The following is a 19,641-nucleotide window of genomic DNA, read 5'->3' on the forward strand; positions in this document are numbered from 1 at the left end:
ATTCGGTCGGCATGGTGACTCGCCAGCAGCCACTGTCGTTCGACGAATGGAAGGCGGAGGTCGTGAAGATGCGCGCGGTCTATGGCGCGCGGGCCGAGGCGTGCGCATCGCCCGCCACGCCGCACCCACCGTGCCGCATCAAGCCGCCGTCATTGCCGGTCGACGATCACCCGGTCGAACGTGCCGCCGTCCGCGAAGTGGGTCTTCTGCGCGTTCGCCCAATTGCCGAACACCTGTTCGACGCTGAACGTCTTCAGCGCCCTGAATTCCGCCGCGTGCTTCTTCAGCACGTTCGGATCGCGCGGACGCAGGTGATGCTGCGCGATGATCTCCTGCGCTTCCGGCGTGTACAGGTAGTCGAGATAGGCCTGCGCAACCTTGCGCGTGCCCTTCTTGTCGACCACCTTGTCGACGACCGCGACGGGCGGCTCCGCGAGGATGCTCGCCGACGGATACACGGCGTCGAACTGCGCGCCCGACGCGCCGCCGTCCATCAGCGCGACCTCGTTCTCGAACGTGACGAGCACATCGCCGATGCCGCGCTGCGTGAACGTCGTCGTCGCGCCCCGGCCGCCCGAATCGAGCACCGGCACGTTGCGGAAGATCGCCTTCTCGAAGTCGAGCGCCTGCTGGTCGGTCGCGCCCTTCTGCTTTTGGTAGACCCATGCGGCGAGATACGCGTAGCGGCCATTGCCCGACGTCTTCGGGTTCGCGATGATCACCTGCACGCCCGGCTTCGCGAGATCGCTCCAGTCCTTGATCCCCTTCGGGTTGCCCTTGCGCACGAGGAACACCATCGTCGTCGAGTATGGCGAGCTGTTGTCGGGGAAGCGCGCGCGCCAGTCCTTCGGCAGCAGCTGGCCGCGCTCGGCGAGCAGATCGATGTCGTTCGGCTGGTTCATCGTCACGACGTCGGCCTGCAGGCCCTGCAGCACCGACAGCGCCTGCGCGCTCGACGCGCCGTGCGACTGCCTGATCGCGACCGTCTCGCCGGTCTTCTGCTTGTAGGCAGCGGCGAAGCCCGCGTTGATGTCCTTGTACAGCTCGCGCGTCACGTCGTACGACACGTTCAACAGCGACGTGTCCGCGTGCGCGGCCGCCGTCGCAACGACCAGCACCGCCGCCGCGACGCCCTTCAACAGCCGGCCGCCGATTCCGTTCGTGTATCCCATCGTTGGTTGCCCCGCTTCCAGTGGTTGATGCGTGACGGCGCACGCACGCACCGTCATCGAAACGTAAGCGGGCATTCTAGCGGGGGGCCACGCGGCGCCTTCCAATCAGTCATGGAATGCAAAGCATGAATCCTGCTAAACGGCGGCGGCCGCTCGCGCACGCGCCCGATCTGATGCTAAGATCGCCGTTCAGCCCACTTCACGGTTCATCCATGTCCGCTGCTCTGCGCTCGCATCCGATCCTTGCCGCCGTTGCGGCAGGCGCACGCGCGGCCGGGCTGAAACTGAAAAAACGACACCTCGACTGACGGGGATGTCGCGTCCCGTCAGGCGAATGCCGGACGGGATGCCTGCAGGTCGTTTCTTTCTCCTCGCTTGCACGCCTCGCTCCGGCCCCCGCGCCGGCGGAACGGTTCTCTCCCACTTCCGTTTTCACCATGAGGCTCTGCATGCAATCACGTTTCGAAGGTATCTGGCTGCCGATCATCACGCCGTTTCACCACGGTGAAGTCGACCACGCGGCGCTCGCGCGGCTCGCGCGCCGCTATGCGGCCGCCGGTATCGCCGGCTTCGTCGCGGGTGCGACGACAGGCGAAGGCGCACTGCTCGACGCACGCGAACAGGACGCCGTGTTCGCGACGATCCGCGACGCCGCGCCGGACCACCCGATCGTCGTCGGGCTGACCGCGAGCGCGACGCATTTCGCCGCGATTCGCGCGCGCGAGCTCGCCGCGCTGCACGCCGACGGGCTGCTCGTCACGCCGCCCGTCTACGTTCGGCCGACGCAGGACGGCATCCGGCGGCACATCGAGGCGATCGTCGAAGCGGCCGACCTGCCCGTGCTCGTCTACAACATCCCATATCGCACCGGCGTAAACGTCGAATTCGAGACACTGCAGGCGCTCGCGCGCGATCCGCGCGTCGCGGGCGTCAAGGAATGCGGCGGCACCCTCGACCGGATGACGCGTCTCGTGCACGAGACGCCGCTCGCGATCCTGTCCGGCGACGACAACCAGAACTTCGCCGCGCTGTGCGCAGGCGCGCACGGCACGATTGCGAGCAGCGCGCACTTGTTGCCCGAATGGCATGTGCGCATCCACATGCTGCTGCGCGACGGGAGGCTCGCCGACGCGCGACGGCTCGCGGTCGCGCTGCAGCCGCTCGTCGCGGCACTGTTCGCGGAGCCGAATCCGGCGCCCGTGAAGGCGCTGCTGGCCGCGCAGGAGTGGTGCGAGGATGGGTTGCGGCTGCCGTTCGTGCCGGCGAGCGATGCGCTGCGGGCGAGGCTGGTCGAGCTTCATGCGGCGCTGGAAGCATCCACGCCGGCTGTCGTGGCAGCGTAGGATTTCGATCCCGAAACTGTTTCAGACTGTCAGGATTCGGGACTCGCCATATTGCGCGAGGTGGCTGTCAGCCGTGACGAGCAACAACGGTTCGCACCACGCCTGCGCGACGAGCAACCGGTCGAACGGGTCGCCATGATGATGAGGCAGATGGCGCACGGCAGCGCCGTGCGTGGCCCGGACCGGTAGCTCGCGGTACTTGCTCGCCTTGATCTCATCGACCAGCAGATCCACGTCGACGTCCAGCTTTCCCTTCCCGGCTTTGATCGCCATCTCCCAGATGCTCGCGCTGCTGACGAACACGGCATCGGCGGCGGTGATCAGCCTGCGCGCACGAACGCTCAGTTTCGGATCATCGCCCCACAGCCAGAGAAAGATGTGCGTATCGACCAGCAACCGCATTACTTCCCTTCGAACTCGGCCAGCTCTTCGGCGGAAAGCGGCGCATCAAAATCGTCGGCAATCCATATCTGTCCCTTGAGGGCGCCGAACCGATGGATGGGCTCGAGCGGCACGAGCCGGACCGACTGCTTGCCGTCCTGCGTGATCACGACGCGTTCGCCGGCGATTGCGGCGTCGAGCAGCCGCTGCAGGTCGAGCGTGGCTTCGTGGAGGTTTGCGACTTGCATGATGATCTCCTTTGAGTGACCACCATTTTCACCACATTCGCGCCATTGCTCCAATAGGCCGAACGGCCAGCCGAACGCACGCCTGCCGCTCGATATCAGGCCGCAAGCGCCGCCACCGGCGCATCCGTCGCCTCCCGCACCGCTTGCGTCACGATGCGCGCGAGCCGGTCGACCGTCGGCGTCGTCGACGACGCGCGTCGCAGCAGCATCAGCGGCAGGCTCGGCAAATCGGGCAGGCCGAACGACGCGGCGTCGAGCAGCCGAACCGACGCGGGCAGCCCATAGTGCGAGCGCACCGTCAGCCCGAGGCCCGCCGCGGCGGCAGCCCACAGGCCACCGAGGCTCGGCGTCGTGAACGCGACGCGCCACGGCACGCCCGCGCGATCGAGCGCGGCCGTCGCGGCGCCGAAGAAGCGGCACGGCCGGTCGAATACGACGAGCGGCAGCGGTTCGTCCTGCATGCGAATCGACAACTCGTCTGCATTGCCCTCTCCGGCCACGTTCAACCCGGCCGCGGCCAGGCCGGGCGCGCCTGAGCCGGCCGAGCCCAGGCCTGCCGCGCCGACCCACTGCATCGGCACGCGCGCGATCTCCTCGCTGTCGATCCCCGTGCGCGCAACATACGCCGCCGACGCGGGATCGCCCCACACGAGCGCGAGATCGAGCCGGTTCGCATCGAGCCCGTCGAGCAGCTCGGCGTTGCGCGCGACGCGCGCCTCGATCCGCACCTTCGGATGCGCGCGCGTGAAGCGACCCAGCACGCCGGGCAGGATCGCCTCGCCGAAATCCTCCTGCAGGCCGATCCGCACCCAGCCGTCGAGATTCACGCCGCGCACCGCGGCGGCCGCCTCGTCGTTCAGCTCGATCATCCGTCGCGCGTAGTGCAGCATCGCGTCGCCGGCATCGGTCAGCGCGAGCCCGCGCCCCGACTTGACGAACAGCGGCGTGCCCGCCTGCTCCTCGAGCTTGCGGATCTGCGCGCTCACCGCCGACGACGAGCGCGCGACGCGATCCGCCGCCTTCGCGAAACTGCCGAGATCGATGCCCGCAACAAGGCTGCGCAGTGCGCCGATGTCGAAATTGGGCTGGGCCATCGAGGGCCGGATCACATCGCTGTTCGACATATCAACCATCCCGCTTTACCGAATGATTCATCAAGAATTTCCCGAATTTCAGGATGAATGTACGGCGCGAGACTGTGCCCGTCAATGTCCACTCACACGGCCCCGCGCCGCGCCAAGCGTCAAAGCCCCTCTGTCGCCAGCGCGCGCTGTGCGGCCGGCCGCGCGGCGACGCGTTGCGCATGCGCGCCCCACGCGACGTGCCGCGTCATGTCGAGCCCGATCGCCGCACCCCAGTGATACAGCACGAGCAGGAACGGATCGACGATCGAATGGCGCACCGGTTTCCTCGAGCGCGATGTGCGTGGCGAGCGAGCAGGCGCCCGGCGAGTAGTAGAGACGGTAGGCGTTCATGTCGACGTTGCCCTGGAGGCCGTGTGGAAGATGGCAGCGAGTTTAGGAATGCGCGGCCGGTGCCGACAAACGATGAATTGTCGTGCTCGGGCATTAGTGCTACCAATACGTGCGATGCGACCGATCCACCTTCCTCCGCTGCAGACGCTGCGTGCGTTCGAGGCCGCCGTGCGGCTGCAGAGCTTCACGCGCGCGGCCGACGCGCTCGCGCTCACGCAGGGCGCGGTGAGCCAGCACATCCGCGCGCTCGAGGCGCAGCTCGGCTATCCGCTCTTCACGCGCGAGCGCAGCGGCGCGACACCGACGCATGCCGCGCACGCACTCGCGCTGCAGGTGCGCCAGGGGCTGAGCGTGCTCGAGCGCGCTTTCGAGCCGGCGCTTGCAGCACGCAGCCGGCCGCGCTCGCGCGCCGCTCGCTGATCGAGCCGGAACTCGCGGCCGGCACGCTCGTGCGCGTGTCGACGATCCGCGTGACCGATGTGTACGCGCACTATGTCGTCTGGCGTCCCGACCATCCGAAGGAAGCGGCGATCCGCACGTGGCTCGACTGGCTGCGCAGCGAAGTGCGCCGCCGCACGCCGCGCCGCTGACACGAAGGCGGCTTCGTCACCTGCTTGCGGCTTGCGGGTCGCGGGTCGCGGCTCGTGCGGTGGGCGGACCATGAAGCCGCCCTCGCGCAGATCGAAATGCGCGCCTTCCCACGGAACGCGTTCGGCAATTGCGACATACTCGCAAACGTTTCACCAAAACGCCTCATCGGATCGGCATACTCGCAGACGTTCCGGATCAGCCATCAATGGAGAAATACGATGCGCCGCGTTGCCACCGCCCTTGCCCTTTGTGCCGCGATGTTCGCCGCCGCCTGCAGCGACGACGCACCGCACGGCGCGCAGACGGCCAACGGGACGCAGCAGGCCGGCTCATCGGCCGGCGCGGCGAGCGCGTTCAACAGCGCCGCGTCAGGCGGCAATGCCGCGTCGGACGCTGCCGCACCGCTCGCGCCGCCCGTCGTCCACTACCCGCCCGACGATGACGACGACACCGCGAAGCCCGCCGCCGGCGCGTCGGGCGCAGCTTCGGCCGCCGCTGCGTCGACAGCGGGCTGATCCGCGATTACCGTTCCCGTTCGCAGACTCGACGTGAAAAGCACCACGTCATCCAGCCGCCGCCGCGTCCTGCATACCGTCAACTAGTCAGCAGGCGCCGCCACCACGCTCAGCCGGAAGTAAAGGCCAGCGCGAACGGCTCGCTCTCGCGCCGCGCTGCACGGTGTTAATGAGATGGTCAGCCCGATCCCTACCCAGCGGACTACGCTGAGCAGGGATTGTTCTTTTTCATCGCGATGCGGAATCGGTCACACCGCGTGCGCGAGCGGGCCGCCGACAAATGCCGGCTCGAACTCCCCCGCTTCGTCGCGAAAGCGCAGCGGCGCCGCGCAATGCACGAGCGTATCGATGAAATATTTCGCGCGCGGCCACGGCCCGAAGCCGGCCGCGGTGTTGATATGGCCTGCGTCGCCGAGATTGACGAACGCACTGCCGAGCCGCTGCGCGAGCGTGCGCGCGTCGCCGAGCGACATCCACGGATCGGTCTCGCTGCCGATCACGATCGACGGCACGACGAGACGCTGCGCATCAAACGGTCCCGCAAACGTGAATTTCTTCGGGCTCGCGGGCGCGACGAGCAGCACGCCGGCAACGTCGCCCGCCTGTGGCCACTGCGCGAGCGCATGCGCTGCGGCAAGGCAGCCGAAGCTATGCGCGGCGAGCACGAACGGGCCGCGCTCGCGTTCGAGCAGCGCGCGCACCGACTGCGCCCAGCCCGCGAGATCCGGCGCGTCCCAGTCGTGCTGCTCGACGCGCAGCGAACGCGGAAACTGCCGCTCGAGCCAGGTCTGCCAGTGAGCGCCTTCGCTGCCGTGCAGGCCGGGAACGGTGACGAGCCGCGGCGGCCAGGCCGATTTGCTGCATGCGCGCATCATGATCCCCCTCGCGAGCTGGTACACGAAGCTCGATTGTGGCGCGCCGCGCGTGGCGACCGAACCAATATTTCGTGCTTTGCTTTTCCGCGGATGGAGGCGTGCGGCACGCCGCGCATCGGCCGCCTGCCCGCCGCCTGCCCGCCGTTTGCGCGCCCCGCCCCCGGTCACCGCAACGCAACCGCCCGCGAAACCGTAGAATGTGACGTTCCAGAAAGGAGACACCCGATGCCCGCTTCGCCGTCCGGCGCGCTGCGCCCGTTCCATCTCGCCTTTCCCGTGTCGAGCCTCGCCGACGCCCGCGCGTTCTACGGCGGCCTGCTCGGCTGCCCGGAAGGCCGCAGCTCCGAGCATTGGGTCGACTTCGACTTCTTCGGCCATCAGCTCGTCGCGCATCTCGCGCCGGACGAAACCGGCGCGAGCGCGGTCAACCCGGTCGACGGCGACGACGTGCCGGTGCGCCACTTCGGCGTCGTGCTGTCGATGGACGAATGGCAAGCGCTCGCCGACAGGCTCAAGGCCGCGCACACCCGCTTCGTGATCGAGCCGCACATCCGCTTCAAGGGCGAAGTCGGCGAGCAGGCAACGATGTTCTTCCTCGACCCGTGCGGCAACGCGCTCGAATTCAAGGCATTCGCCGACATCGGCCAACTGTTCGCGAAGTAACAGGCATGAAGATCCTGTTCCATTCGTCCTACCAGGATGCTGGCGCATGGCGCGCCGAGATCGCGCAGGCGCTGCCCGAAGCCGACCTGCGCGCGTGGCTGCCGGGCGACACGGCCGCCGCCGACTACGCGCTCGTGTGGCGCGCGCCGCGCGAGCTGTTCGCGCCGCGCGACGGCCTGCGCGCGATCTTCAACCTCGGCGCCGGCGTCGACGCGCTGCTCGCGCTGGAGCGCGCGCATCCCGGCACGCTGCCTCCCGACATTCCGCTCGTGCGCCTCGAGGATTCGGGGATGGCGCAGCAGATGGTCGAATACGTGACGCACGCAGTGCTGCGCTACCTGCGCCGCTTCGACGAATACGAAGCGCTGCAGCGCGCGCGCCGCTGGCAGGCGCTCGAGCCGCACGCGCGCGCGACCTTCACGATCGCGGTGCTCGGCCTCGGCGTGCTCGGCGCGCAGGTCGCTCAGGCGCTCGCCGGGCTCGGGCTGCCGGTGCGCGGCTACAGCCGCGGCCCGAAGCAGCTCGACGGCATCGCGACCTACGCGGGCGAAGCCGAATTCGACGCGTGCATCGACGGCGCGAAGGTGCTCGTCAACCTGCTGCCGAGCACGCCGGACACCGACGGGATCCTCGACGCGCGCACGTTCGCGCGTCTCGCGCCCGGCGCGTACCTGATCAACGTCGCGCGCGGCGCGCATCTCGTCGAAGCCGACCTGCTCGACGCGCTCGCGAGCGGCCGCATCGCGGCGGCGACGCTCGACGTGTTCCAGCACGAACCGCTGCCGGAAGACCATCCGTTCTGGCACGCGCCGCGCATCACGATCACGCCGCACAGCTCGGCCGAGACGCTGCGCACGGAAGCCATCGCGCAGATCGCCGGCAAGATCCGCGCGTTCGAGCGCGGCGAGCCGGTCAGCGGCGTCGTCGACTACGCGCGCGGCTACTGAATGTCCGATATCAAATACCAGGAGACAGCCATGACCTTCCCCACCGCCGTCAAGATCGTCGAAGTCGGCCCGCGCGACGGGCTGCAGAACGAGAAGACCTTCGTGCCCACCGACGTGAAGATCGCGCTCGTCGACCGCCTGTCGCGCGCCGGCTTCCGCAACGTCGAAGCCGCGTCGTTCGTGTCGCCGAAATGGGTGCCGCAGATGGCCGACGGCGCCGACGTGATGGCCGGCATCGAGCGGCGCGCCGGCACGATCTACTCGGCGCTCACGCCGAACCTGAAGGGTTTCGAGGGTGCGCTCGCCGCGCGCGCGGACGAGGTGGTGATCTTCGGCGCGGCGAGCGAAGCGTTTTCGCAGCGGAACATCAACTGCAGCATCGCCGAGAGCATCGCGCGCTTCGAGCCCGTCGCGAAGGCCGCGAAGGACGCGGGCCTGCGGCTGCGCGGCAGCGTGTCGTGCACGCTCGGCTGTCCGTACCAGGGCGAGGTGCCGGTCGCGTCGGTCGTCGACGTCGTCGAACGCTTCGCGGCGCTCGGCTGCGACGAGATCGACATCGCGGACACGATCGGCGTCGGCACGCCGAAACGCACGCGCGAAGTGCTCGCGGCCGTCACGCGCGTGTTTCCGCGCGAGCGCCTGTCGGGCCATTTCCACGACACCTACGGCCAGGCGCTCGCGAACATCTACGCGGCGCTGTTCGAAGGCATCGAGATCTTCCACGCATCGGTCGCGGGCCTCGGCGGCTGCCCGTACGCGAAGGGTGCGACCGGCAACGTCGCGACCGAGGACGTGCTGTACCTGATGCAGGGCCTCGGCATCGATACGGGCGTCGATCTCGCGCAGGTAGTCGCCGCCGGCGAGTTCATCTCGAACGCGATCGGCCGCGCGAACGTGTCGCGCGCCGGCCGCGCACTCATCGCAAAGGCGCAAAGCGCGGCCGACGCGTCGAGCTGCGTCTGACCCTCACGCATCCAACGGATTCCTGACCATGACGATACCCACTTCTCTCGACTCCCTCCCCGATTCGGCGCGACGCGTCGCGATGCTGCTGCGCGAGCGCGGCCACGCGAAAGGCATCGTGATGCTCGCCGAAACCGGCAAGACCTCCGCCGAGGCGGCAGCCGGGCTCGGCTGCTCGGTCGCGCAGATCGCGAAGTCGATCCTGTTTCGCCGCCAGGCTGACGGTGCGCCGGTGCTGGTGGTCGCTAGCGGCGTGAATCGCGTCGACGAGAAGAAGGTGGCCGCGCAGGTCGGCGAGGTCGGCCGCGCCGACGCGAAATTCGTGCGCGACAACACGGGCTATGCAATCGGCGGCGTGTGTCCGATCGGCCATCTCGTCGAACCTGTGATGCTGATCGACGCCGATCTGCTCGCGCTCGACAGCCTGTGGGCAGCAGCCGGCCATCCGCACGCGGTGTTCAACCTGTCGCCGCAGGAACTCGTCACGCTGACCGGCGCGCCGGTCGCGGACGTCGCGCTGCGCGAAACCGCATGAGCGACGTACCGGAAAGCGCCGTCGCGTCGCCGTGCACGGGCGTGTGCAAGATCGATCCGCGCACCGAATGGTGCGCGGGCTGCCTGCGGACCCGCGACGAAATCAAGGCGTGGCGAGCATCCGACGACGACGCGAAGCGCGCGGTACTCGCGCGGCTGGACGCGCGGCGCGAGCTTGCTGCGAGCAACGCATAAAAGAGTTCGGACATTTGATAGTCCCACGGTCGGAACCTCGCTTGCCGCGAGCGCGCAAGTACAGCCGTGACACTTGCCAACTTTGTTTGCTCGCCCCAGTGGATTCGCAAAATCCCATGCGCCACACTGAACCTGCGCTCTGCGAAAGCCACGGAGCCGCCAGCCGATGCGTCCGACACTGCAAATGACGGCGGCACGGATGGTTGCGCTACGACGCGTCCCTTCTGTGCGTAACGCGAGGCATGACAGGGCGGTTTCTAGAGTCAAGTGCAACGTTTTGCTAACCCCTCGGCTGCCAGTTCCATGGCCATGGCTTCCTCGGGCGTTTTCCAACCGAGCGTCTGGCGAGGGCGTCCATTGAGCAGCTTGGCGATGTCGTTCAATTGCGTCTGCGTGACGCTCGACAGGTCCATGCCCTTTGGCAAGAACTGGCGTAGTAGGCCGTTTGTGTTCTCGTTGCTGCCGCGCTGCCACGGAGCGTATGGGTCCGCGAACCAGATATCGAGGTTCAGTCGCTCGGCAAGCTCGACATGACAGGTCATCTCCGATCCTCGGTCGTACGTCAGGCTCTCACGCAGGAAGGCCGGCACCTTCTTCATCTGGCGCGTGAAGCCCTCGAGTGCGTCCTGGGCGGTACAGCCGTCCATGCGGCACAGCACTACGAACCGTGTTTTACGCTCGACCAGCGTTCCAACGCAGGATCGATTGAACGCGCCTTTGACGAGGTCGCCTTCCCAATGTCCCGGCCATTGCCGCGTTTCGATCTGCTCAGGCCGATGAATGATGCGCAATTCCTCCGGCACGAAGCTCTTGCGCGCAAGGGTTCGACGGGTGGTGCCGCGCGCAGGCTTCTCTTGGCGAAGCGCCTCGATCATCGCCTGCTTGAGTCCACCTCGGGGATGGGTATAGATCGCGGCGTAAATCGTTTCGTGGCTGACGCGCTGGTCGGGATTGTCTGGATGCATGTCGCGGAGTCTGGCAGCAATTTGCTGCGGCGACCAGCGTCGATAGATCGGTTGATGATGCACATGCCAGTACAGCGCACTGCCTTCGCTCAACTTACGACGCCGTACGCAACGCCGACGGCGAAGCCGATAGGACGAGGCCGCCTGGGTTGCGTCGTAGCGCGGCGTTGCCGCATTCCGATTACGAGCCAGTTCGCGAGAAACCGTCGAAGCGCTGCGCCCCAACCGCCGCGCGATCTCTCGCATGCTGGTTCCCCGCTGACGTTCGATCATGATTGCCGCGCGGTCCTCCGCGCTCAGATGCTGGTACTTCTTCTTCATCGCAACACCTTACTTGATTCAAGGTGTTGCACTTGGAACTAGAGATTAAGCAGCAAGCGTCAACGCTATCAACCACTCTCCGAATAGGCCCCATGGCAATGGGATTCGGGCAACATTGCTCGTTCTACAGTCGCAGCAAAGATCGTTCGCACTTCCCGTCCGGCTCACCGGTGGAAAAGGTGGATAAGGCGCTTATGGGATTGGTCGGTGCGGAGGGCTTGGCGTACGACCGGCGTAGTGGTCGGTTTCGGAGCGCCTGTTTCCCCAGTACGCAAGCTTGCCGCCGAAGATGGAATCGCGAAACGGCGAGTGAATCCTGGAGATGCGCTGCCCCAAGGCACCATCGCCACAGCACGTCCTAGGGCGCCGCCATTCCACTATTCCCTTCAGATCATGCGCCGACGTTCGGCCGCGCGGCTCCTTCAATTCCCCTCACGCCTCTTCAATACTCAAAAATTCCGCCATCTCCGGTCACACGCCCAAACCCCGGCAATCCAAGAATTCCGCCTCACTATAAATCGAAAACGTAGCTCATTGATTTTTATAGATTCTCCGTGCGAAAGCCCTCTGCGACTTGTGGTCTGTGTCCGTACGAGCGGACAGTCGAGCGCAGGCCGCGCTCGCCGTAGTTACCCGTCCATCCTTAACCTTATTTAACAATCCTCAGTATCGCACACCGCCCTATCTGGAGGCATTGGTGCGGGGAAAGCAACCTTGCACATGGCAAGGGGGTTGACGGCCGCCTTGAGTTGGCAAACTATCGCCATAACGCAATCGATTCACATTTTCACCTCGGGGCGCATCGATACGCCTCATCGGGATGCTTTCGGTGACCAGTGCGCGGCGACAGAAGCTGCTCAGCGACTTAAACAGGCGCAGTCGCTTCAAGCCACGTGTCCTACTGGGTTTCCACATGTCGTTCGTGATTTTATATATTGCCGGTGATTAAGCTTATTAGCGGCGAGATTACCGGAAAAAGCCGGACAAACCATAAAAGCACCGCGCCTCAAGAAATAGATTTACAAAAATAAATTGCAATCTTTCCGAGGGTAGTCAAGATGCCGTGCCCTGATTTCATTGAAATTGATCGTGATGCTCCAGAGCTGGATATCATCAAGACATTCGGGACGCCCGTTTTCGTTTACGACGCGTTTCGAATCAAGTCAAATTACAACGAGCTTAACGCGTTATGTTGCGGTCAAGCGGAAATCTTCTTTTCGCTCAAAGCCAACCCCAACGTGTCAATAGCGGCTCAGCTGCGCTTGCTGGGATCGGGCGCAGAAGTAAGCTCGCTGACTGAGTTGCAGACCGCACTGGCGGCCGGTTTCGCTCCGATCGACATCATCTTCGTTGGGCCGTTCAAGACCGATACCGAACTGCGGATGGCCATCGATGCTCGAATCGCCGCAATCGTTGTCGACTCGCTCGAGGAGCTTTCGCGCATCAGCGCGCTGTCGCGAGGATTGGATCGCCCCATCCCGGTGCTGCTACGGATCAATCCCAACTTCAAGATGGATGACGCACCAATCAAGATGAGTGGCGTGGCAACGCAGTTCGGCATCTCCGAGGACATCGTCCTTAAGGGCTGCACGGCATTCAAGCTGCCCGGAATCGAGATACTCGGCATCCACATTTACAACGGCTCCCGCGTACTGTCTGCTACGGCCCTGGCGTCGAATATCGAGCGAATTATCGCCTTAGCCGAGAGAATCTCGGAGGCACTCGATATCGAACCGCAGATCGTCGACATCGGCGGAGGTTGGGGGGTGCCATATTTCGCCTCTGAATTGCCGCTCGACAAAGCGTCGCTCGCGGGTTCACTGAGGCCGATCTTCGAATCGTTCCGGCAGCGGCACCCGCAGTGCCGCCTCATCACCGAAAGCGGTCGCTTTCTCGTCGCGACTTCCGGGACGCTCCTCGCCCGCGTACATGCGCTCAAGGAGTCCCACGGCGAGCGCTTCGCCGTGATCGACGCAGGCTACAACTGTTTCATGGCCGCGGCGGGCATGGGTTCCGTCATTCAGCGCAATTTCCCCGTGCGCACGATCGACACCGGAACGGCACCGTCTGCCCAGGACATCGATGCCAGACCAGTGCACCTCGCAGGCCCGCTGTGCACACCCGGCGACGTCCTTGCACGCAGATTACGCCTGAACGCATTGTACGAAGGCGCGCTGATTGCGATCGACTGTGCGGGGGCATACGGCCCTTCCGCGTCGCCGGTCGGATTCATCGGGCATGGCCATCCGGCCGAGGTGCTGATCGTTCGGCAACGCGCGTACCTAGTACGCGAGCGCGATACACCGGCGGATCTGACACGCCTGCAGCGCAACGTTTTCGCCCATTGAACGCTGAGTAACTGCCCGCGCCACGCGGCCGCATTCACTTAATTTTGGATATCTAAATAGGAGAAGGGGATATGTCGCAATCTCAAGCAGCCCTGTCGTTCGACCACCTCGTCAATCGCGTCAAGGATGCACTGGCCGAAGTCACGCGCCGCTCCGACATCGGGCAGCTTCCAGCCGAAGCGAGCCTCGTCGACGACGTTGGGCTGGACTCGATGAGCGTCCTGGCGTTTTTCATGGCGCTCGAAGAACGGATCGGCAACTTTCGCATTCAGGTCGACGAACTCGAGCACGACGATCTGCAGACGATCGCGTCGGTTGCCCGCTTCGTCCATGCACGCGTGGCCGCGGCATGAGCGCGATCCACACCTGCATCAAGGACGTGCTGTTCCGCACTTATCCGCGCAATACGTCCACGTCTGGAGGGCGCCAGCGCGCGCTCGAATTTGAGGAAGACCTGTTCGAGCACGCGGGCAAGCGTCTCGACTGGCGGACGGTCGCGGACGGCGGCGGCTACTCGTACACCGAGCTGGGATCGCCGGTGCTCGATGATCTGAAGCGCAACGAGATGCTCGACAACGTCGGCAGCATCGTGCTCGCGTACTGGACACCCGAATACAACCCCGAGCATTCCGCGTTCGGTATGTACTTCCTCAAGACCTATGTGCCCGGCGGCACGATCGCCGACGTTTGCGATCGAGGCAGCGTCGGCGCGTTCGCGGCGCTGAAGCTCGCGCATGCGCAGCTCGTGATGGAGAGGGCGACGCGACCGGCCGACCGCGTGCGCGATATCGTGGTGGTCGGCTTCGAGCAGACCACGATCGCCCGCGACGCACGGGATCACCTGCCGGTGCCGCTGCGATCGTCCGCGGGGGCGATCGTGCTGTCCGCACGCGCGACGGATCGCGCCGGGAAGTTGCTCGACGCCGGCGTCGAACCCGAGAGCACTCTGCAGGAGGGCCGCTTCCGTCTCGCCTGGTTCGTGAACGGGCTGTGCGAGCGGCTTGGCATCGATCCGGCCGGGCTGACCGTGCTAATGCCGTTCGACTGCTTCGTCGGCAAGCACTATCGCTATCGGCACCACGACCGACCGCCCGGAGAGCGCACACCATTTGCGGTGCAGTGGGCGCCGACCGGCGTGACGAGCATGCGCCTGTTCGAGCAATTGCATGTGGGCCTAAGGGGCGATCTCACCCGCGAGCAGGGACACACGCTGCTGATCGACGAGGACGTCGAGACGTTGGCGTTGGGTTGGGCGATGTTCGAAGGGCCGCGCGCGTGGCGCAAGGGAGACTGACATGATCGAAAACTACACCGCCGTCGCGACGCCGACGGACGGCGCCGATCGTCTGGACGCGTATTGCCGTTTCGGCGGCTGCGTGCCAGAGGTCCCACTGCCAGATTTCGCAGAAGCGCTGGATGGGGGAACCGGACGGACGATCGTCGTGCGCGGCGGCTGGGCTGTAACGAGCGCAGGCTGCCTGCCCGCCGGCGGCTCCCGCATCGCCGACATCGAGGACGCGGACGCGCGCGCCGTTCTGCAGGCTGACGACAGCTTCGACCTTGCGCAGCGCTTCTCGCTTCAGGTGCTGCGCGTCGATGCCTCGGCGCGCGAGCGCATCGAGTCGTCGGCGTCGTCGGCCCGCCGCGTCGGCGCCGCGATCGTGTCGGCGCAGCTTGCGTGGTGCGAGCAAGTGCTCGAACTGCTTCAGGACTACTTCAGCGCGCGACAGGCGGGCACCGGTTCGCTGGCGAAGATCGCCACGTTACGCCATCAGCTCGGCGACGCGCAACGTCAGCTGCGGTTTTTCGAGGAGTGGCTGCACGCAGCTGGCGAAGCATCGAGCGGGCTAGCGACGGAGCTCGCGGCATTCAGCGCCTCGCTCGCACGCCTGGGAGGCGGCCGCAGCTTCCTGTCGGGCAACCTTTGTGACGCAGCGGCGATGTACGCATTCCTCGTCAATATCTACCCCGGTCTCCAACATGAATGATATTTCTCACACGAGCTGGAAGCGCCTCTATCCCGCGGAGCTGTATGAGCTTGCGGACTGGCTGCGGCATCTTGGGCCCGCGATCGACCGCGACCCGCAAGCGATGCTGTCGCACTTGGATCACCCGCTGATCCGCCTGCTCTGCGACCGGCGTCCGATCACGGCCGCGCAGCGGGTGCGGATGTTCGAGGCACTATCGTATGGCGATCCGGGTGCGTTGCTGAGCGCACCCGGCACCGGTCTGCCCGGCGTGATCGTGCGCGAGCTCGGATCGCCGGCTCAGCAGGACATCTTTTTCGACCATGTTGAGCTCGGCCGTTCCCGTACCTTTCTCGCCGTGACCGAGCCGGGCAAGGGATCCGACGCAGGTGCGATGACTGCAAGTCTCGACCACGACGGCCGGCTGCACGGGGAAAAATGGCTGGTCGGCCATGCCGCCACGGGTTCCGTAGGTGTGTTGATGGTCAGGACCGGCCCCGGCCCGCTGAGCCTGGGAGCGGTGCTGTTGACGCCGGACGATCTGCACGAGGGGCCGACGCTGCGGCGGGAGAGCCTGCGAACCGTTGGTTTGCGCGGTGCGGTCCTGGGCTACATGGCGTTCGACGGCCATCAGCTGAACGCGCAGGCGCTGCTCGGCACTCATCTGCATCCACTCCAGCGCGGGATGATGGCGCTGATCCGGACCTTCAGCCGGTTCCGCCCGACCGTCGCCGCGCTGGCGCTCGGACACGCTCAGGCGATGGTCGATTTCGCCCGCAAACACGTCGCGCCGCGAGGCGTTGCAGGCTCGCAGCTCGACTTCTGGTGCGCGCAGCTCGCGGCCACCCGCCGTCTCGTTCACCTCGCCGCGGACGAGGTCGATCGCGACTCGGATGCTGCTTGGCACGTGCCGCTGTGCAAGGTGACCGCGACACAGCTCTGCGAGCGCATCGCCGACCAAGTTCCCGCACTGTTGGGCACGGCAGCGCTGCTCGACCATCCGTGGCTGGAGAAGGCCGTCCGTGATGCTCGCGCGTTCGAGTTCATGGAGGGCACGGCCAATGTCCACCTCGACAACGCCGGCGCGCATTTGGCACGCCGCCGCAAGCTCGCAACGACGCAAGTCGCCGCACTGGCATAAGGTCGGGCCGCCATGACTCCACGTTGTTCGTCCGAACCCGGTGCCATCGCTGTGAAACCCTTCAGGCAGGATGTCCGAACCCTGTTGGGCCTGATGATGCCGTTGCTGACCGGCTCGGTGCTGTCTAGCCTGACGATTCTCGCCAACACCGTGATCGTTGGGCGCTCGGAGCCGAGCGGTCTACTGCTGTCGGGGCTGTTCCTGCCGTTCAGCATGCTGATCGTCGCTGTCACCGAAAGCCTGCGTGCGGCATTGACCGTGTATGTCACGCAGGCGGCGCAGGCGCGCGAGCTGCGCCTGATGGTCGGCGGCTTCGCGGGGCTTGGCGCCGTGCTGATGCTGCTCGTCGCGGCCGTGGTCGGCGTGGTCGGCGATCGCGTCTTCATCCGCCTCGACGCGCCGCGCGAAACGCTGCAGCACGCGGCACGCTTCGTGACCTGCATGCAGCTTTCGAGCGCCGTGCTGGCGGCCGGCGTACTCGCGAACGCGGCGGTCTTCGCGCGCGGGCTCGCACGCCGCGCGCTGGCAATCTCGATCGCGGCCAACCTTGTCAACCTCGTGGTAACCGCGGGCTGCTCGTTCCTGCTGCGGCAAGGGGCGCTTGGAGGCGCGTGGGGGACGGGCGTCGCCGGTAGCGTGATGCTCGCGGCCTCGTTCGCGAGCCTGCCTCGCTCGGCGGGAGTTTGGCAACACTGGCGATCCGCCGCTCGCCGTGTGATCGCGATGACGCGCGGCATTGCGATCCCAGTGTTCGGCAGCTATCTGGTATTGAGCATCTATGCCGCGGCCCTCAACGACGTTCTCATGTCGATTGGACCGGATGCGGTTGCCGGATTCGGTATCGCCAATCGCCTGCAGAGCCTACTGATGATGCCGGCGGTCGCGTTGGGCACCGCCCTTGCGATCCGCGCGGGCGGCATGCACCGCATCGGCGCCTCGGCCAGCGACGTCAGTGTCGCGCGCCTTGCCGGCCGCGGGCTCGTCGTCGGCATCGTGCTCTACGCTCTCGTGTCGGCAATCGTGATCGCCGCGCGGCCGCTGATCACGCCGTTGATGGCCGAAGCCGGCGCAGCGGCGGTGTTGGGCGAATACCTGCTGATCGTTTGTCCGTCGTTCGTTTTCTTCGGCCCGATGCTGGCCTTGCTGATCTACCTGGAGCAGATGGGGCAAGGCCGGCTCGCGCTTTTGTTCAACGTGGCGTCACTCGGCATGACGTTCGTCTGCGCATACGCCGTCGCGGCGCGCAGCCATCTGATCGGCGACGTCTTCATCGCGATCGCGGCGTGCAACGTGGTCACCGCGCTCGCGTTGTTCGTCATTGTCCGCAAATCCGCGGTTCATCGTCCACCCCGCACGCTTGCTCATGGAGGTTCCCTATGATTCGCACGCTCGCCGAATATTTCGGCCAAACTCTTGAAAATGTTCCCGAGAAGGTTGCGCTCCATTTCGGAAAGCGCTCGTACACGTATCGCGATTTCGATTGCGCCACGCGCGCGATCATCCAGTCGCTGCTGGATGCCGGCGTAGAGCGTCAGGACCGCATCGTGATCTGCATGGGCAACGTGCCCGAAACGCTGCTGGTGTTCTGGGCGGCGCTGCGAATGGGCGTCTGTCCGTCCGTGATCGCGCCGGATCAGGGCACGGACAAGATCCGATTCATCGTCGCCGACGCCGAGCCGAAGGCGCTCGTGTGCACGATCGAGCTGGCTAACGAACTCGCCGCGGACGAAGTGTTCGCGAGCGGCAGGGTACGTCTGGTCGCGCACTGCCGCGACGATGCACAACGCGCGCTCGTGCCGCCGGGTGCCGACTGCTTGCAGGAGTGGATCGCCCGGCCGGCGGACCTCGCCATGCGCTGGACGCCGCCGCTGTCCGTCGATCTTGCATCGATCATCTTCACGTCGGGATCGACGGGCGAGCCGAAGGGTGTGGTCATGGGCCACGACAACATGGTCGCAGCGTGCGATTCGATCACGCGCTATCTCGGCCTGGACGCGAACGACGTGATCCTGGTCGTGCTGCCGCTATCGTTCGATTACGGCCTCTATCAGGCGATCATGGCTGTTGCGGTCGGCGCGACAATCGTCCTCGAACAAGGCTTGCTCAACCCCGCCGCAGTCTTCAAGCGCATCGACGAGCACCTCTGCACCGTGATGCCGATCGTGCCCTCGCTTGCGACACTGCTCGGTGAATTCCGGCTGCGCGTGACGGCATCGCTCGCCTCGGTACGCATGGTGACCAACACCGGCGCGGCATTGACGTCGAAGCACATGGATGTCGTGCGCGCCGTATTTCCCGACGCCCGATTGTTCTCGATGTACGGGCTGACCGAATGCAAGCGGTGCACGTATCTGCCACCAGACGATCTCGAGCGCAAACCGGACAGCGTTGGCGTGGCGATCCCGAACACCGAGATCGTCGTCGTCGACGACGAGAACCAGCTGTGCGCGCCGGGTGTCGTCGGCCAGCTAGTCGTGCGCGGCGCGACGGTGATGCGCGGCTACTGGCGGCGAGCGGAATTGACCGCGCGGCGCATCGGCGTGCATCCGGTCTATGGCGACCGGGCGCTGTACACGGGCGACTTCGGCTATTTGGACCAAGACGGCTATTTCTTCTTCATCGGACGCGCCGACGAGACGATGAAGATCCGTGGACGCAAGGTGTCGCCGCTGGAGGTCGAGGCGGCAATTCGCGCGTTCCCCGGCGTTGCGGACGTCGCGATCGCGCCGGTCCCGCAGCCCGCTACTGCCGACGACGCGTTCGTGGCGTTCGTGCGCGGCCCGTTCGGCGATGAGTTCGAGGAGTTGATGGACGCGGAGGCGCACCGCCGCCTCGCCGCTTATCACCGGCCACTGCGCTTCTTCCATGTGCGCAGCCTGCCGACGTCGACAAACGGCAAGGTCGATCGCAAGCGCCTCGTGCAGATGGCGCAGGAGGAGCTAGCGGTCGCGGCGCCGGCGGTACACGCGGCAGGCGTGTCTGCTGGCATCTGAGGAT

21 protein-coding genes and 2 pseudogenes are annotated in these 19,641 nt (G+C 65.9%); 16 read left to right on the forward strand and 7 right to left on the reverse strand.

Going from position 1 to position 19,641, the window contains the following annotated elements:
* Positions 1–149: 149 nt before the first annotated feature.
* Positions 150–1,172, reverse strand: a complete 1,023-nt coding sequence (locus tag DID96_RS15165) for a sulfate ABC transporter substrate-binding protein (RefSeq protein WP_124600111.1) — start codon at positions 1,170–1,172, stop codon at positions 150–152.
* Between the two features lie 125 nt (positions 1,173–1,297).
* Between DID96_RS15165 and DID96_RS15170 the strand changes: the two genes are divergently transcribed.
* Together DID96_RS15170 and dapA are read left to right on the forward strand one after the other, a co-directional pair.
* Positions 1,298–1,480 (forward strand): hypothetical protein, encoded by a 183-nt coding sequence (locus DID96_RS15170; protein WP_221624584.1) that lies wholly within the window; start codon positions 1,298–1,300, stop codon positions 1,478–1,480.
* A 141-nt stretch (positions 1,481–1,621) separates the two neighbouring features.
* Positions 1,622–2,515, forward strand: a complete 894-nt coding sequence (gene dapA, locus DID96_RS15175) for a 4-hydroxy-tetrahydrodipicolinate synthase (protein ID WP_124600112.1) — start codon at positions 1,622–1,624, stop codon at positions 2,513–2,515.
* A 21-nt stretch (positions 2,516–2,536) separates the two neighbouring features.
* Here dapA and DID96_RS15180 read toward each other — a convergent pair whose 3' ends face one another.
* From DID96_RS15180 to DID96_RS15195, 4 genes and pseudogenes are all read right to left on the reverse strand, one after another.
* Positions 2,537–2,917: a type II toxin-antitoxin system VapC family toxin gene (locus DID96_RS15180; RefSeq protein ID WP_124600113.1), complete on the reverse strand. Its 381-nt coding sequence runs from the start codon at positions 2,915–2,917 to the stop codon at positions 2,537–2,539.
* On the reverse strand, positions 2,917–3,144 hold the full coding sequence (locus tag DID96_RS15185; RefSeq protein WP_124600114.1) for a type II toxin-antitoxin system Phd/YefM family antitoxin: 228 nt from the start codon (positions 3,142–3,144) through the stop codon (positions 2,917–2,919). The genes DID96_RS15180 and DID96_RS15185 overlap by 1 nt, the downstream gene beginning before the upstream one ends.
* Positions 3,145–3,239: 95 nt before the next feature.
* On the reverse strand, positions 3,240–4,277 hold the full coding sequence (locus DID96_RS15190; RefSeq protein ID WP_124600115.1) for a LysR substrate-binding domain-containing protein: 1,038 nt from the start codon (positions 4,275–4,277) through the stop codon (positions 3,240–3,242).
* A 110-nt stretch (positions 4,278–4,387) separates the two neighbouring features.
* Positions 4,388–4,552, reverse strand: a pseudogene (locus tag DID96_RS15195) (glutathione S-transferase); the annotation flags it as partial.
* A gap of 181 nt (positions 4,553–4,733) precedes the next feature.
* Here DID96_RS15195 and DID96_RS39405 point away from each other — a divergent pair.
* Positions 4,734–5,209 (forward strand): annotated as a pseudogene (locus tag DID96_RS39405) (LysR family transcriptional regulator).
* Positions 5,210–5,428: 219 nt separating this feature from the next.
* Positions 5,429–5,725: a hypothetical protein gene (locus DID96_RS15205; protein ID WP_124600116.1), complete on the forward strand. Its 297-nt coding sequence runs from the start codon at positions 5,429–5,431 to the stop codon at positions 5,723–5,725.
* Positions 5,726–5,973: 248 nt separating this feature from the next.
* Here the strand turns inward: DID96_RS15205 and DID96_RS15210 are convergent, their stop codons facing one another.
* Positions 5,974–6,597, reverse strand: a complete 624-nt coding sequence (locus tag DID96_RS15210) for an alpha/beta hydrolase (RefSeq protein WP_124600171.1) — start codon at positions 6,595–6,597, stop codon at positions 5,974–5,976.
* A gap of 228 nt (positions 6,598–6,825) precedes the next feature.
* Between DID96_RS15210 and DID96_RS15215 the strand changes: the two genes are divergently transcribed.
* The 5 genes from DID96_RS15215 to DID96_RS15235 are packed head-to-tail and all read left to right on the forward strand — an operon-like array spanning position 6,826 to position 9,902.
* Complete coding sequence (locus DID96_RS15215; protein ID WP_185732262.1) at positions 6,826–7,263, forward strand: VOC family protein; 438 nt, start codon at positions 6,826–6,828, stop codon at positions 7,261–7,263.
* A gap of 5 nt (positions 7,264–7,268) precedes the next feature.
* The gene (locus DID96_RS15220) at positions 7,269–8,210 is read left to right on the forward strand and encodes a glyoxylate/hydroxypyruvate reductase A (protein WP_124600117.1); all 942 of its coding nucleotides are present in this window, start codon (positions 7,269–7,271) and stop codon (positions 8,208–8,210) included.
* A gap of 30 nt (positions 8,211–8,240) precedes the next feature.
* Positions 8,241–9,173, forward strand: coding sequence for a hydroxymethylglutaryl-CoA lyase (locus DID96_RS15225; RefSeq protein ID WP_124600118.1), 933 nt, complete (start codon positions 8,241–8,243; stop codon positions 9,171–9,173).
* A 28-nt stretch (positions 9,174–9,201) separates the two neighbouring features.
* Positions 9,202–9,708 carry a YbaK/EbsC family protein gene (locus tag DID96_RS15230; protein WP_124600119.1) on the forward strand — a complete coding sequence of 169 codons (507 nt, stop codon included), beginning with the start codon at positions 9,202–9,204 and terminating at the stop codon, positions 9,706–9,708.
* Positions 9,705–9,902 (forward strand): DUF1289 domain-containing protein, encoded by a 198-nt coding sequence (locus DID96_RS15235; RefSeq protein WP_124600120.1) that lies wholly within the window; start codon positions 9,705–9,707, stop codon positions 9,900–9,902. The genes DID96_RS15230 and DID96_RS15235 overlap by 4 nt, the downstream gene beginning before the upstream one ends.
* A gap of 263 nt (positions 9,903–10,165) precedes the next feature.
* Here the strand turns inward: DID96_RS15235 and DID96_RS15240 are convergent, their stop codons facing one another.
* Positions 10,166–11,188 carry an IS30 family transposase gene (locus DID96_RS15240; RefSeq protein WP_124600121.1) on the reverse strand — a complete coding sequence of 341 codons (1,023 nt, stop codon included), beginning with the start codon at positions 11,186–11,188 and terminating at the stop codon, positions 10,166–10,168.
* A 1,058-nt stretch (positions 11,189–12,246) separates the two neighbouring features.
* Here DID96_RS15240 and DID96_RS15245 point away from each other — a divergent pair.
* The 7 genes from DID96_RS15245 (at position 12,247) to DID96_RS15275 (ending at position 19,637) form a co-directional block, all read left to right on the forward strand.
* Positions 12,247–13,536: an alanine racemase gene (locus DID96_RS15245; protein ID WP_124600122.1), complete on the forward strand. Its 1,290-nt coding sequence runs from the start codon at positions 12,247–12,249 to the stop codon at positions 13,534–13,536.
* 71 nt (positions 13,537–13,607) lie between these two features.
* Positions 13,608–13,889 (forward strand): acyl carrier protein, encoded by a 282-nt coding sequence (locus DID96_RS15250; RefSeq protein ID WP_124600123.1) that lies wholly within the window; start codon positions 13,608–13,610, stop codon positions 13,887–13,889.
* Entirely contained in the window at positions 13,886–14,830 is a 945-nt protein-coding gene (locus tag DID96_RS15255) for a hypothetical protein (RefSeq protein WP_124600124.1), read from the forward strand. Before DID96_RS15250 ends, DID96_RS15255 begins: the two co-directional genes overlap by 4 nt.
* A gap of 1 nt (position 14,831) precedes the next feature.
* Entirely contained in the window at positions 14,832–15,524 is a 693-nt protein-coding gene (locus DID96_RS15260) for a hypothetical protein (RefSeq protein ID WP_124600125.1), read from the forward strand.
* Complete coding sequence (locus DID96_RS15265) at positions 15,517–16,644, forward strand: acyl-CoA dehydrogenase family protein (protein ID WP_124600126.1); 1,128 nt, start codon at positions 15,517–15,519, stop codon at positions 16,642–16,644. Before DID96_RS15260 ends, DID96_RS15265 begins: the two co-directional genes overlap by 8 nt.
* Positions 16,645–16,944: 300 nt before the next feature.
* Positions 16,945–18,024, forward strand: coding sequence for an MATE family efflux transporter (locus DID96_RS15270; protein WP_185732263.1), 1,080 nt, complete (start codon positions 16,945–16,947; stop codon positions 18,022–18,024).
* Complete coding sequence (locus DID96_RS15275; protein ID WP_124600128.1) at positions 18,021–19,637, forward strand: class I adenylate-forming enzyme family protein; 1,617 nt, start codon at positions 18,021–18,023, stop codon at positions 19,635–19,637. The genes DID96_RS15270 and DID96_RS15275 overlap by 4 nt, the downstream gene beginning before the upstream one ends.
* The last annotated feature ends 4 nt before the right edge of the window (positions 19,638–19,641 follow it).

This window comes from Burkholderia sp. Bp8963, assembly GCF_003854275.1.
Lineage (GTDB): Bacteria > Pseudomonadota > Gammaproteobacteria > Burkholderiales > Burkholderiaceae > Burkholderia.